Raw genomic sequence first — 14691 nt, 5'->3', positions numbered from 1 at the left:
AACGTCATCAGGAAGATGCGATCGACCACATGGGTTTCATTCCTAAGAACATTCTCACTACTTATTTATCTAAGCTAACTCTCAATTCTGAGGAAAACGTGAAGTCAAGCAACAAAATTGCTAATGGCGCTGGTTAAAGCATTGTATTAAAGCCATTTTGCGGTTGCTGTTAAGATTAATTAAGCTTTTTTAATCTAATTTATAGCTTGTAGGGCGAGCTTTCCAGGTCGCCCCACCAGGGAAAAAACCGGGTTTATACCTTTGTGCGTAAGTCTTAAGGTATAGATTTATCTACCTAATTAGGATGATATTAATGAGATGTCCGATCGCTTATTTGTGCGGTACTATGACATCAAAAAAAGCGTCATCTAGATCGTAACCAAACATTTGGGACATCGCCATCAACTTCGACTTGCTGGGAATTCCCTGCTGGTTCAACCAATCAGTCAACACAAAGATTTTGCTCATCAAAAACATTTCTAAAGCTTCAGGATTGTACTGAATGCCTTGGGTGCGGTGGAACTGATGCGGCACCAACATCGCCGCGTAGCGGGCCAATTCTCCACCTTTCCAATCTAGCAAAAAGGGCAGCCAAGGATAACAAGCATCCAAGCGGATAAACCACAGCCGCACTTCGGGAATTTCGGAGATTTCTCGCGGATCTAATTCTTCGCGCGGATACTCAATTTCAAATTGTACCTGTTGTTCGTTTTGGGCGATCGCCCCGGAGGCCAGCCACTGTTCGATCACAGTCCGCACCGGAGACAAATCTAAACTGTTTATGCGATCGGCATCAATCGATATCATAATACTCATAAAAAGTCAACCTTATAACATTAAGTTTTAGATTAATCCCACAGATAAATCCGGGAGTCCAGCACCCAATTGCTTGATAGTCAACTGTATACCGTTTAGTTATCATACCACCAGCTATAAATATTTTAGCTGACTAATGACTAATGACTGCTGACTGCTGACTACTGACTACTAAGAGGGCGGGCACGCACCATCCACTGCCCCTACCAACTGACTAATGACTAATGACTAATGACTACTGCCAACCACCAACTGCTAACTAACTAATTACCCATTTTTCCCAAATTTGCCATCCTGCAAAGAATTACCAATTCCCTGAATAATTCCCCGCCCGATCAAACCAATTCCCCGCCCTATCACCTGCGTCAAAACATAAACAACAGCAGCACCCAACAGCGAAATCACCGCGCGAACCCTAGGCGCGATCGCATCCCTAGCTTCCAGCAGCAAAGTCAACACCAACTGCAACCCAGAAAGCTGGGCCAACTCCCGATTTCTCGGAGCATAAATAGAAATTCTCTTAATTCCCGCATCCCCCAAAACAAACAGCCAAAATCTGCTTTCAAAAATGGCTTTTGGTTCTACAAAATAGCTATCCCAGCGATATCTCCAGGATAAATTATTCCGAAACCGCTCAATTTCCCGCGTCGAAATCAACTTTTCATCGTAAAAGTTTTGCTTGATTTCCTCAATATTTGCAAAATTATTCAGTAGGGGCTGCACTACTCCGCTAGCAATTTGAATTGCCAAATTTTCTAACAAAGCTTCCGCTCGCTGCATTGCTTGCGGGCTGCCAGCAACACAAGAAAGATTGCCAACTGTCAGAGGAATTTCAAATAATAAATGGGCAAAAAAATCAACAGTCATCGGTATTTTGTCAAGAATTTCTGCCGCCACGGCTGTTTCTTCTGCCAACAGCACCGGCACCATTTCTACGCTACTGCCGTTTAATAAATTAGCAGCGGTTATCGCTGGATTTTCTGACAGTTTCAAGTTTGTTGGACTGTTGTCTAAAAGCAGATTTTCTTCTGTTTGTAGCGTATAATATTTGCCAAAAAAATCTATGATTGTTGCTTCCCACAAATCCCGCAAAATAGCAGGCATTTTTTCTGACAATTGAGTTGGCTGCACTTGCGAAAAGCGCAATTCCTCTAGCAAATCCTCTAACTTCCGCAGGATGGAACTCATCAATTCGCGCTTTTGAGCCGATCGCAAAATATCGATTTCCAAAGGCACGCCAGTCAAATTCACCAAATCAAACTGTAATTTAGCAGCCGCCGAATCAAACAAACTCCCTTGCCAATCATTTGCCACCACCAAAGATTCCGCCGCCACTTGAGATTTCGCGACTTGCAACTGAGAATTATTCAACAAATTCTCTGCTTTTGCTTCTGCCTTCTCTCTTCTTTTTACCTTGAGCGAAGCCCGATCGCCCTCTTGCTTCTTTTTACCTTGAGCGGAACCCGATCGCCCTCTTGCTTCCAATAATAACTGACTGACAATCCAGCGAGCAGCCAGCAATTCTCGGCGGCGTCCGCTGACTATAACCCGGTCTAAAATAGAGGGCAAATCCGTCGCATCTGCCGCTTTCACCTCTTCTAAATCAGCTTTGACAAGCGCCAAAGCTGAGTCTATTTCCCGCAATCCAGACACAAAAGCATCAGTCAGGATGTTTTGGCGTAAAGGGCGATCGACTATCGGATCATCTAGATTTTCCTCAGCAGCAATTGCTGCTGAGTTTTCTATTGCTGCAACTACGGCTGAATTTAGTTGTATTGTCGAGTTAGCTGTCGCATCCGCCGGCCAATAAGTGCTGCCCGAACCAACCGCGCGAATAGCTTCCATTGTCACAGAAATATCTCTACCTTTAGGACAATAGCCATTCGCGCCCGCAGCTTGTAAGACCGCCAACAACTCCGGTGTCAGCGGTTCGCCTAGCAGCAAGAGCGGCAGGTTAGGGTACAAACTTTTGAGTTCGCCACAAGCTGCCAGCGCCGAATCTTGACCCGATCGCAAATTTAAGGTCTCAACACCCAAAATTGCCAAATCTGGGGGCTTCTCGGCCACTTCAGAGTCGAGGGAGCGAGCTTCTAAAACCTCCACAGCCTCCGAGACAGTCGAAACCTCTGCGACAACCTCCAAGTCTGGAGATTGTTCGCAGGCGACTCGCAATCCCAGCCGGAAAATGGGGTCGTTATCGATCGACAGCAGTTGCAAATTACTCACTCGATTTTAGATGTTAGAGGTCGATCGCCAGAAAACCCAATTACTCGGGGAGCAAATTAGCATCAGGAGGCCCGGCTGATTCAGGAATCGACGGCGGAGCCGGAGCCGGAGCCGGAGCTGGCTCTGGAGCTGGAGCCGGAGCTGGCTCTGGAGCCGGAGCCTCTTGTCTGGCGGGCGGATAGTAAGGTTCAGGCTCCCTCGCCGGAGGATAGTAAGGTTCAGGCTCCCTCGCCGGAGGATAGTAAGGTTCAGGCTCCCTCGCTGGAGGATAGTAAGGTTCAGGAGCCGGAGCCGGAGCCTCTTGTCTGGCGGGCGGATAGTAAGGTTCAGGTTCAGGAGCTGGCGCGTACTCCTCCTGTCGCGGTGCTGGTGCGTACTCTTCCTGTCGCGGAGCTGGCGCGTACTCCTCCTGTCGTGGTGCTGGTGCGTACTCGCGAGCGGGTTCAGGCGGTGGTGCAGTGTTGGCTCTGAGTTCGGCACTCCAGCGCCCGATCGCCCCTGCCGCCTCTGAATGCAGCGCTCTACCGTAACCGATTTGCGAAGCCATATCGATCGCCGCCGACAGACTACCTTGAGACGCCAATTCAGCAGCTCGATCCAGAATCGGTCTGTCTCTAGCAATTTGCAGTTCGCTCACCCACTGATAGATATTATCCTGAGCTTTGGCGTACAGAGTCCTACCGCTCTTAATTTCCGAAGCTTTATCAATAGCCGCGCTCAGTTTTCCTTCCTTCGCCAGGGCGATAGATTCATCCAAAAAAGGCTGATCTTCAATCACTTCAATGCGTTTCGTCCACTGAGCCAAGAGAGTTTGCGCCTCTATTCTCCGGGGCCGGTTGAGAGCCACCAAACGTACCTGAGCAATGCCGCCCTTGAGTCCTTCAACCGTTCCCGACTCTGCCAACTGCTTCGCCAGAGTCACAAAAGATTTGTCTTCGATCCGCTGAATTTCCCGGCGCCAAGTAGCCACCAAAGTTTGAGCGTGAATCCGCCGCGGCTGAGAAGGGCCGATGGTTTGCGCTTCAGCGATCGCTACCTGAAATGCCCCTATCTGACCAAAATCAGCGATCGTGCTCGCCATTTGCAGCCGCACCAAATCTTGAAACTGCACCTGTAAATTTTCAATTTGAACTTGAGCCTGCTTGTACAGAGGGCGGCCCGGAGCAATTTGGCTAGCAGCGCCCTGCCCTTCGAGCAAACTAAAAATATGTTGTGGTAGCGGTGTGGAAATCGACTGATTCCACGTCACCGCCTGAGCTCTACCCAACTGCATCAAATCTTGAGCTTCCGCAAACAGCGGCGTATTTTGTGGCACGACAGAAGCCGCCTCGATCGTCCCCGGCAAGTCTTTCGCCTCCAACCGCTTAGTAGCCATTGCCAGCAAAGTCCGGCTCCAACCCTCAATTTCCTTCTCTGCTTTCGCGCGCGCAAAAAGCTGCGAGTCTATTTTACGAGCTAGGACGATCGCCTCAGCGAACTTTTGCGGAGTCCCATCCTGCGCCAAATCTCTCGCCTCTTGCAAGCGCTGCCAGCCGTTTCTTTCCAAAGAAATCTGCTGGATCAGCTCGTTGTAGCGCTTCTGACTCCAGAAAATATTTTCCAGCTTGAACAAAGCTTGAGCGTAATCCCAAGCCTTCTTTAAATCCTCGCTTTTCAAAGCTGTTAAGGCTGTATCGTAGAGTTTTTGACCCTCCTGCCAATTTTTTTCCCAAGCAGCAACAGCTTCCTCTACATCTGGGTAAGACGGACTGGTTTTGGGAATTTTCGCCACAATCTCCAGAGCCCCCTTCAAATCCCCTTGCTCAATTTTTGCCCTGGCAAAACGCAGCATGGCTTTTGACCATTCTCCGATCAAATGTTGCCCCTGCGAGTATAGCGGGTGTTCTTTGGGCCAAGCCTGCACCAGTGCAATTGCCGATTCTAGCTGTTCTAGTTTTCCCGACTTAGCCGCTTGTTGAGCGCAGTAAAGTCGCTCTCCATCCGCCGCCAGCGGCGACAGTTGTTGGCAATTTGGTGGTGGAGGCATAGTCAGCAACCACAGGAATGCGGCCGCACCGGTGACTCCAAATCCCACTAGGAGACTCAGCCAGATGAGCTGCCACTGCCAAAAAGTTCTCTTGCCCTCGTTGCTCGGCAGCACCCTTGCTGAGGTACTCGCATCGCCTATCGCCTCTGCACTCAATTGTGCTGTCGGCTTGGGTGATGGGTTGTACTGCGGTGCTCTGTGGAATTGGTCAGATTGTCGTCTCGCCATTACTTCAGCTTGTCCTGTAATGCGCTCTATGCGTGACACTCCCACATCAAATCCATAGATTGTGATGTGGGATTCTGACTCCTGTTAAGGAGATCGAGAACTTCCTTCAAGGTACTGGCAATCTTTCCCTTTACGGCATTTTATAGTGAGGTTTGTGTCCCGCCCCACTGCTGGCTTTGGAGTATTTTAGGCTCTGTAAGCACGTAGATCATACCAGTTATCAAACTGTTATTCACAGCTCTCGCTGGCAGTTTAGCAGAAAAAACTGTATTAAGCCCCGTCAGTAGATTTTAGATTTTAGATTTGACTCTGCTTTTGAATTAGGGAGTTTCACTAAAGTTTTAACTTTTTTACCCGAAAAAATGGGTTTAAAGCCTCTCCCTTATAGCGTGCAAGGAAAAATTAATTTCCCTAACAGACAATCTCCTCGCGCGATCGCCCGAAGTAACTGTCCCAGCTCAGCAGTCAACTGTTGAACGTACAGAATTGCTCTGCGCCCGACGGCGATCGATCGCCGTCGGGCGCAGAGCAATCATACTGAAATCATTTTATACTGCCGACAGGTTTATTTCCAACATTGCTTTAACAGCAGGCAGCCTAGGGATTTCTGGTTAAAAAGCCTTTGGTGTCTCGCTAACACTCGATGCTTCCGCCTCTGCCCCGGCCGAGCGGTATCCGTAGAAATCTATCCGGTAGTCTACAATTTTGACACCAGTTTGCTGTTGAATTTGTTCGATCAACTCGATCGGCAATTCCACATGAACGTCGAGAATCTGAGCCGTATCCAGACAGTTGACATGAGAGTGAGAGTCGCTGACATTCCCGTACAAGCGTCCCTCCGAGCGTTCTATGCACTCAATAATCCCTTCTCTCGAAAGGGCTTCCAGATTTTGATAAACAGAAGTATGACCGATCGAATGCGCTTGTCGGTTCAGGCGATCGTAAATTTCTCGAGCCGATAGGTGTTCTTTTGCATCCCACAAAAGCTCTAGAATAAATCGACGCTGGCGGCTCAAGCGCATTCCCGCCGCCTGACAGCGGTTTAAAGCATCTTCTAATGAACGAATTGGTTTCACAGCTACCGCCTTCTAGAGCCTGCTCGATGTTTAATTCTGGTACAATACTGCACGCCGATCTTAATATCTAAATTCTAACGCAGGGTTGCCCAACAGTAGAAGATAGAAGGCAAAAATCAAAAATCCGTAAATCTTCAATGCCCCTATCGACTAACCGTTGCTGCACTACACCAGAGTTGCACTCAATCGCTTTCAATTATTGAATTATCTGCGTCCATCAGTGTTTGTACGCTGGAAATCTGCGGTTGACAGATCGATCGAATACTTGTGCAACTCAAGTCTACGAGCCTGCTGTGAGCACGCAGCAGAAAATTTCCGTCTCAAAAATATTGCTTTGACCTTATTTTCTACTGCAACAACTCCTATTTCGAGGATTTGATAGCATGAACCAGTAACTTGGCGATTTCCGAAAGTTGCTTTTTGTTGAAAGTTTTGAGCAAAAGCTTTACTACCGCCTTCGGGTCGGCGGGAAGAGCTACTTCCTTCGATGCCGGTGGTGCTGCGGTTGCTGGGGCGCTTGCTTCTACAGTTTTTGGGCTTGCTGCCAAAAGTAGCAAATTTTTACTTGGAGCGATCGTCTTAACTTTCCCCCCTTGCACCAAATCCCCAGCCTCCTTGAGTTCTTTGATAATCAGCGGAGCTAAGACTTTATAAGAGTTTTTGGGATTAACGATCGCCCCTCTAGCTATTTTCACTAAATTTTGCCAAGTCTCAATTTTACCTCCCAACTTATACAGGCGAACGCACACAGCCGCCAACTGCTCGCGACTAGCAGCCGATTCTTTCTGTTTGAACCCCTGCAACATTTCTTTCAGTAAAACCATCACTTCCGCAGCAAAATTCGCCGGCACACCGCCCGCGGTTTGAGCGGCCCCGGCCCCGCGAGCCACCGCAGCAGCAGCCGGAACTTTACCCGCAGCCAAGTTTTTGAGATGAGTTTCCAGTTGAGCAAAAACTGGCATCACCTGTTGAACGAGTTTTTCTCCCTCTTCATTCCTCAAACCAAAAGGCCCTTCCAGTCGCGCCAGCAAATCTTTAAGCGTATCAACTCCCTTTAAAAATAGGGATTCTGCCGTTTGGTCAACCTGCTTTACGGGCCCGTCCTTGAGTACCTTAAAACAATCTTCCAAGCGGTGAGCGGTTGTTTTGATACTATCCAAACTGAGCATCGCCGCCCCTCCTTTGACGGAATGGGCGGCTCGGAACATCTCTTGAACGCTTTCGGGGTCTTTCATCGTGGACTTCAAATCCACTAAACCATTTTCTAGAGTATCGAGGTGCTCCTTAGCCTCCTCGATAAACAAACGCATAATTCGATCTTGCTGATCTGACACGACAGTTCTCCTAACAATCTCAGCCCCCCCTCCAGAAAGCACCATCTTCGCGGGAGGAAACAGGACTCCTGCCAAAAGTCAGAAGCTTCCATGCAAAATATTCTAGCCTGACTAACCTAGCAGGCTCAAAATACTGTCGGGCCAGTCTGAATCTGTAAAACTGGTGCGGTGCAGATTAAACCTATAGTTCTGAAGGAGTATCGGGAGCGATTTCAATGCCCCTGCCTTGTTTCATCATCTGCTGATCCGTAATTAAATCGCTCAATTCCTTAACTTCAACGCCGATGTTTTGGCAAGCCTGTTTCAATTCCCGCTGGAAGCTGTTGAGGTCGGCTTCGTAGCCGCAAAGCTGCGCGGCTGTGACGATTCCTTGTTGGGCGTTTGCTTTGGCGCAGTCGATCAATTCAAGGCCTGTGAGGGGTTGGGAGGATGCCATAGTGTCAAACCACAATTTATATTTTGTCCCACTGTACCGAAAATGTTGAGATCGATCGATCTATCAAAAGGCATGAAACATCCTTTCTGTGCTGCGCGTTATCAATTCTTACCTTTTTTTGGGGAGTTCCTGGCAAGATAGCAGTAATTGGCATTTTTTAATCTAGATTGTGCCTAACTTAATCTTGAATCGTAGTGAAAAACCTTCGCTTATCCAAAATGCACTGGCTTTGGAGCGTCCGGCACCGCCTTTTGGTGTCTGTTCTGTTCGCTATAGCAGTTACTGTTGTCCTGCCGCCTGACTATTTCCTGCTGACTCGGATGCTTTGCATTTGGAACGCGGGCGCTGTCAGTTTCCTAATTTTAACTTGGATGCTGATGCTGCAAGGCACTCCAGAACTGATGCGCCACCACGCTCAGCAGTTGGATGCAGGTCGCTTGACTATCTTGAGTACGATCGTCGCAGCCGCTTGTGCTAGCTTGTTGGCGATCGTCTTCCTGCTGCGCGATACCAAAGGCTTGCCCCCCCATTTGCTATTTTTGCACTTGGGGCTTTCTGTGCTGACAATTGTTGGCTCTTGGATGCAGGTTCACACTATTTTCACCATGCACTATGCCCGCAGCTACTACGGAAACAGCAGCAAGCAGCACAGCAGCCATTCGCAGGCGAAGGGTTTGGATTTTCCCGGCGACGAGGAACCAGACTACAAAGATTTTTTATATTTCTCCTTTGGGATTGGGATGACTTGTCAGGTTGCAGACGTGCAGACAACTTCTCGTTCCATGAGGTATCTCGTGCTTTTTCACAGCGTGTTGTCGTTCTTTTTTAACACTGCTATTTTGGCTATGAGCGTCAATATTATTGCTGGATTGAGTTGATAGGAATCAGTAGAATTGGCAAACAGAAAAATTGGTATTATATGAAATTCGCTAGCATAGAAATTATTAGCTATCATCGTTCCCACGATTGCAGATCGAACAATATAATTTCAATGGAACCGGAAAGGATATTCTGAAATAAATTTAGCCAAATTACCCAGATTTGCCTGACGCAATATGAATAACAACCAAAATTATAGCAACTAGCATTTTGCACAATTTTAATCGCTTTGAAGATCTCGATTGTTGACGTTGCTGAGTTAAAGTATGAATAGGAAAAATATCGAGTTGCTCGATCGGAATATGAGATCGCATCCGGTCAATTAGGATCGAAAACTTAATAATTCAAGCACCTCCTACAGTCATCTCTCCTGTAGGTTGCCACATCAAAGAAGGCAGAGCGAAAGTAACGAGTAATCGCTTAAGTTATTAACTTTTTATTCCTTGCCAACAAAAATTATTCGTTCGTAGTGCGGACTAAATTCCGCACTACGAACCTGATTTAAATCTGTCAATCGACCGAACACGAGTTCAAAAGTAACCGTAGAAAAATTCAGATTTTTTGTAAACAGTAGTTAGTTGTGGGATTTGTATATTTAGCCGTTCATACTCTAACTCAGCAACGCCCGATTATTTGGCTGCGATTGTTAACGCTGTATTTGCCGCATAACTTAGCAATATCGTCAATATTGTTTTTCAACCATAAAGCGATGAGACAGTTAGTTTAAGGACGCATCTCCTGCATTGGATAAATTATTTTTTGCTTGATTGCTGTCCCCGAAGAGCGAGTTGTATAATAATAATTGCGAGCGGAGACGATCGCACTGTAAAAAAAAATGCTTTTTGTCAACCCGGAGATGCTCCCGAAAAAGTTCCCTCAAATAAGCTTAAATTTATGGTACTTAAATCGTTTCTATTGCAACTGCGCTTAGCCTTACCGCTGTTAATACTAGCCTGTGCGCTCACATCCCTAGCGCTCAACTACTACGTCAGACTTGTTACCAGCAACTACCGTCACAGCGATATAGCTAAGGTTCCAGCAGAACCTATCGCCATTGTTTTTGGTGCTGGAATTTGGGAAGATGGCACTCCGACTCCAATGTTAGCCGATCGAGTACAAGCGGCGGTCGATTTGTACAAAACTGGGCGAGTGCGCCAAATTTTGATGACAGGAGACAACAGCAGCCCAGATTACAACGAAGTCAAAGCAATGCAGGAGTACGCCCAAGCACAGGGCGTACCGCTAAATAATATCACTCTCGATTATGCTGGTTTGAGCACTTACGAAAGCTGCTATCGGGCGAAAGAGATTTTTGGCATCACCCAGGCTGTTTTAGTGACTCAAAACTTTCACATAGCCCGCGCTGTTTATACCTGTCGCCAGTTGGGCGTACAGGCGATCGGCTTAGGAACCCCCGATTGGGGGAAATTTCGCCAATCTAGCATGATCCGTTACAGTTTTCGCGAATTTTTGGCAGTCCTCAAAGCGCTTTGGGAAGTGCGCGTTTCCCGTCCCAAACCGACTTTTTTGGGGCCGTTTGAAGGAATAAAATAAAAAATATGGGCGATGGGCTGAAGAGTTAAGTCCTTAGATAGAGGAATTTAGTCCGAACGATCGAACTAATTTGCTTAAAAAGAAGCCGTAAGTTTTGATTGAAGCAAAATTCTCAATCCAACTCACAGCTTACTTGGGTTTGGAAAGTCCTGCCAGCGACCAAGTTAGGCTCACCATCATCAAACGGCCCAGAGCCTTCATACGGTCTTCGGCGTTATTTTCAACCAATTGAGACAGAGTTTCCGAATTCAGATTTATCGAGGATTCTTCAGCGACTGCTGGTTCTTCTAACGGGACTTGTTCCGAAAATGTCTCAAGGCTGACTTGTCGCTGCTGATTTTCTTGTTCGGTCATTTCTGAGTCACCTCCTGGAGCGATCGCATACATAACCCCTACTACAAATGTAACTTATGTGTATCCGGGATTTGGTAATTAAATTTTTCTGTACCCAACAATCACAATTACCAACAAACTTCTAAGCTTTGAGCTCATTTATAAGTTATCTTCATCAAAACTTATGCACTTTCCCTCAAAAACCTGGTTTTTTGATGTAAATATTGTTAAATTCCCAGCTTGTATTATGTCCGGGGAAATAACCTGCGGCGCGTTGGTAGTGAGGATTTTAGTTTTGTGAATTTTCTGGGGACTCATCTGGTCACTACAAAACCAATTTAATTGTAGTCGTGACTGCAGACACGATCTTACGCATTCTCGGCTCGCACGCTACTGCTTGTGATGCACATCACTGAATTGTTATATTTACTTAAGAGTAAGATTTCCGAGATTCTGATATTGTTAAAGCTTGTCTAATGAATTTTGCTCAAATTTATCTCAAGCTGAAACCAAGCGTCTGGAAATTATTAAGAAACTAAAGGTGTAGAGCCGATGGCAATTTATGTTGATACTGCAATTATAGCAACTGCCGCACGGGCGATCGAGTTCGGATGGATAGCGGGAATTACTACTAATCCGACACTTTTGGCAAAAAGCGAGCTATCTGCTGATGAGACACTAAAACAACTGGCACAACTGACTTCTGGAGAAGTGTACTATCAGCTAACGGCATCTGATTTTGATGGCATGGTAGCAGAAGGAAAGGGTGCTTTTGAGTCGATCGGGCGGCAAACAGTTTTGAAAATTCCAGCAACAGCGGCGGGCTTCCAAGCAGTAGCTTATTTGTCGGGGGAAATTCCTTGTGCGGTGACAGCTATTTACAGTGCCGCCCAGGCCGTTGTGGCGGCAGAAGCGGGGGCCAAATATGCGATCGCCTACGTGAATCGCGCCACCAGATTATTGGGAGACGGTTTTTCCTTAGTGCAAGATATGGCAAATGTGTTGCAGAGAAGTAATACTGAGATTTTGGCAGCTAGCATTAAATCGCCGGAAGAAGCGGTAAAAACTTTGTTAGCTGGAGCACATCATTTGACATTGCCTTTTGACGTGTTGCAGGCGATCGCAGTTCACGAATTGTCCCAGCAAACAGTTGATGAATTTGCGAAAAACGGCCGGGGAATTTTTGGATAATACCAAATTTATTTGCATAATCTATTGATTATTTTAAAATTGCAAATAGGGGATTAGTTATTGGTCATTGGTCATTGGTCATTGGTTTAGAATAACTCAGTCCTGGACGCATGGGGAGCTATAAACCCGGTTGATTCCTAGATTTATGGTTAATAAACCAGATATTTTTTCGTAGAAACCGGGTTGAGCAAGGCAAATGTGCGTCCTGGAGTATCAATATTAACAAATGACTAATGACTAATGACTACTGACTGCTGACTATGGCATTCGCCAAATCTTAATAGTGCGATCGGGACTGGCGCTCACAAAAGTCTTGCTATCTCTGGAAATAGCAACCGAACTCACAAACTGACTGTGACCAGAAAGAGTGCTTCTTTCTTTTCCTGTCTTCAAATCCCAAACTATAATATCTCCGCCCCCGCTGATCAAAGTGCGACTGTCCGGGCTAAAGGCGATCGTCCTCACCCAGCTCGAATGCCCTTTAAAAGTGCGGGTGCGCTTCCCGTCTTGCACGTTCGACAAACGGATCGTATTGTCGGTGCTAGCAGTAGCCACAATTTGCCCGTTCGGGCTAAAAGCCACAGCATTAACCGGGCCCCCGTGACCTGTGATAATTCTTCTGACTTCTCCGGTGCCGAGATTCCACAAACGCACAGTCTTGTCCTGGCTGCCACTAGCGAGAGTTGTACCGTCCCGGCTCAAAGCGATCGCATTTACTCCTCCAGCGTGGCCGGCCAAAGTCCGCAACCTGCTGCCGGTTTTGGTATTCCACAAACGCACAGTTTTGTCATCGCTGCCGGTAGCCAGAGTTTTACTGTCACTGCTAAAAGCGATGGCGTTGACGGCGGCTTGGTGAGCGGCAATTGTCCGAATCCGCCGCCCAGTCTTCAAATCCCACAAAATCAGATTCTTGTCGTCGCCACCGCTGGCAAAAATCGAGCCATCCGGGCTCACCGCCAGCGACTTGACCGATTTTTTAGAATGCACCCCATTCAGAGTCCGCACGAGTAGTCCCGTCTTCACGTTCCACATCCTAATTGTCCCAAAGCTGGCGCTGACTAAAGTTTTACCATCGGGCGACAGGGCGATCGCATTTACACTCCCGACATTATCTAAACTTCTTTCCAAAAACCTACTGCTAGGCAAACTAGAAAGCAGCCACACCGGGTTTGCCGGAAACAACCCGTAACGCATCGAACCGTAAATTTGAGACGCACCAATACCCAGCATCAATACAGCAGCGCCTGAGAGGAACTTCTTTTTCCAATCAAAAACATTTTTATCGGCCTTGTTCAAGCCCGAATTCAGAGGTCTGAGGCGCTTCATCAAACTCTGCTTCGTCGCCCCAGCTCCGGCGGAACTTGCGCGAATTTTAGTTTGCCCCGTCGTCGGTAACTGAGTTGGCAACTGAGTTTCTGCCGCGTCTAGATTAATTTCCTCCAAGCACTGCAAAACCATTTGCGGACTTTGAGGTCGATTTCCCGGAAAAGGTGCCATCAGGTAGTCGATCACATTAGCCAAGGGGTCAGAAACTTGAGGAGCTCCCTTGCGCCACATTAATCGGCCCGTGCGCGGGTTTTCGGGAAACGCAGTCGGCGGCTTCCCTGTCAGCAAATAAACAAAAGTGCGACCCAGAGCAAAAAAATCGGACTGCGGAACAGCTTTGCCATTAGTTTGTTCCGGCGGTGTGTAGCCAGGGGAAACAATACCAGTGACATTTTGTCCCTGGCCCACCTTAGCGAAATAAGTCGCCGACACTTCCCTAGCAGTCCCGAAATCAATCAGCACTAACTGCCCGTTGGGCTTGCACATAATGTTGTGCGGCTTGATATCTCGATGAAAATAGTTGAGTCGGTGAACTTGGTCTAAAATTTCCGACAGTTGTTTGAGCCAGTTGAGAGCTTGTTGTTCGCTGATCGGGCGGCCCCGATGTTTCAACCAGTCTTGCAAATTTGCACCAGCAATTTTCTCCATCACCAGACAGTGAAAAGACTCTGTGCTGTGAGCTGGCGAAAATGTAAAATAACCGTCGCGATCGACTTTTGGAATTCCTGGATGTCTCAGCCTGACCAATACGTCGGCTTCTTGCTTAAACAGTTCTACAGCTTTGGGATGTTCTTTGAGCAGGACTTTGATCACTTTTCGGGTGCCGTTGTCGTCTACTTCAAAGGTTCTGCCAAAGCCGCCGCTTCCGAGAGGCGCGACTAGGCGATATCGACCTTGCAACAAAAGTTCTGACCCGCAGTGGATACACGCGGGTTTACCAGAGTTGGCTGGATCGGAGGGATTCGGGCATTTGGGATTGAGGCAATAACTCACGAAGCCACATAACCCTGATTGAGGTTGCTCTATCAAGTTTTACTCGGGCATTCTCAGCACTGTGTTGTGACTGAGATTCTTGCTTGGGCGAACTCACTTACTGGCAACTGGATTGCTCCAGCCTTCGGTAGAGGTGTTTTCTCCTCAAGCGTCAATTCCGGTATGCCCTACCGTATTCGATTAGTCGTTTTTATCTAGTTCGGTTTTTTTGCGAGTGCCAGCTTTCCCAGAGGGCAACACTGTTAGGTGTGACTGCACGCTCAACAACCTAGT

At 47.3% G+C, this 14691-nt stretch carries 12 protein-coding genes; 3 read left to right on the top strand and 9 right to left on the bottom strand.

The genetic code is table 11. The annotated features are described in order from the left end of the window. Nucleotides 1-330: 330 nt before the first annotated feature. The 7 genes from QUA97_RS07230 to QUA97_RS07200 all read right to left on the bottom strand — a co-directional run bounded on the left by QUA97_RS07230 (nt 331) and on the right by QUA97_RS07200 (nt 8142). Nucleotides 331-816, bottom strand: a complete 486-nt coding sequence (locus QUA97_RS07230) for a CRR6 family NdhI maturation factor (RefSeq protein WP_333093443.1) — start codon at nt 814-816, stop codon at nt 331-333. Nucleotides 817-1083: 267 nt separating this feature from the next. Further along, complete coding sequence (locus QUA97_RS07225) at nt 1084-3042, bottom strand: DUF3685 domain-containing protein (protein WP_333194149.1); 1959 nt, start codon at nt 3040-3042, stop codon at nt 1084-1086. A 40-nt stretch (nt 3043-3082) separates the two neighbouring features. Beyond that, nucleotides 3083-5335: a hypothetical protein gene (locus QUA97_RS07220; RefSeq protein WP_333093445.1), complete on the bottom strand. Its 2253-nt coding sequence runs from the start codon at nt 5333-5335 to the stop codon at nt 3083-3085. Between the two features lie 343 nt (nt 5336-5678). After that, nucleotides 5679-5828 (bottom strand): hypothetical protein, encoded by a 150-nt coding sequence (locus tag QUA97_RS07215; protein ID WP_333093446.1) that lies wholly within the window; start codon nt 5826-5828, stop codon nt 5679-5681. A 79-nt stretch (nt 5829-5907) separates the two neighbouring features. Further along, nucleotides 5908-6372, bottom strand: coding sequence for a Fur family transcriptional regulator (locus QUA97_RS07210; RefSeq protein ID WP_194067121.1), 465 nt, complete (start codon nt 6370-6372; stop codon nt 5908-5910). A gap of 362 nt (nt 6373-6734) precedes the next feature. Further along, entirely contained in the window at nt 6735-7706 is a 972-nt protein-coding gene (locus QUA97_RS07205; protein WP_333117753.1) for an Hpt domain-containing protein, read from the bottom strand. 181 nt (nt 7707-7887) lie between these two features. Then, nucleotides 7888-8142, bottom strand: a complete 255-nt coding sequence (locus QUA97_RS07200) for a hypothetical protein (RefSeq protein ID WP_333093449.1) — start codon at nt 8140-8142, stop codon at nt 7888-7890. A 194-nt stretch (nt 8143-8336) separates the two neighbouring features. Here QUA97_RS07200 and QUA97_RS07195 point away from each other — a divergent pair, with 194 nt between their 5' ends. Then, nucleotides 8337-9020, top strand: coding sequence for a DUF1345 domain-containing protein (locus QUA97_RS07195; RefSeq protein WP_333093450.1), 684 nt, complete (start codon nt 8337-8339; stop codon nt 9018-9020). An 895-nt stretch (nt 9021-9915) separates the two neighbouring features. Then, nucleotides 9916-10575 (top strand): SanA/YdcF family protein, encoded by a 660-nt coding sequence (locus QUA97_RS07190; RefSeq protein WP_194010446.1) that lies wholly within the window; start codon nt 9916-9918, stop codon nt 10573-10575. Between the two features lie 129 nt (nt 10576-10704). On the opposite strand, the gene QUA97_RS07185 is transcribed toward QUA97_RS07190, so the two are convergent. Next, the gene (locus QUA97_RS07185) at nt 10705-10929 is read right to left on the bottom strand and encodes a hypothetical protein (RefSeq protein WP_194010447.1); all 225 of its coding nucleotides are present in this window, start codon (nt 10927-10929) and stop codon (nt 10705-10707) included. Nucleotides 10930-11460: 531 nt separating this feature from the next. On the opposite strand from QUA97_RS07185, the gene QUA97_RS07180 reads away from it, so the two are divergent. Beyond that, nucleotides 11461-12099, top strand: coding sequence for a transaldolase family protein (locus QUA97_RS07180; RefSeq protein WP_333194145.1), 639 nt, complete (start codon nt 11461-11463; stop codon nt 12097-12099). Nucleotides 12100-12357: 258 nt separating this feature from the next. On the opposite strand, the gene QUA97_RS07175 is transcribed toward QUA97_RS07180, so the two are convergent. Continuing rightward, nucleotides 12358-14418 carry a serine/threonine-protein kinase gene (locus tag QUA97_RS07175; protein WP_333194143.1) on the bottom strand — a complete coding sequence of 687 codons (2061 nt, stop codon included), beginning with the start codon at nt 14416-14418 and terminating at the stop codon, nt 12358-12360. Nucleotides 14419-14691: the final 273 nt, after the last annotated feature.

The organism is Microcoleus sp. CZ3-B2 (assembly GCF_036705055.1).
Taxonomy (GTDB): Bacteria; Cyanobacteriota; Cyanobacteriia; order Cyanobacteriales; family Microcoleaceae; genus Microcoleus.
Note: the sequence above shows the minus strand (reverse complement) of the source record. Positions and strands in the feature narration are given on the sequence as shown.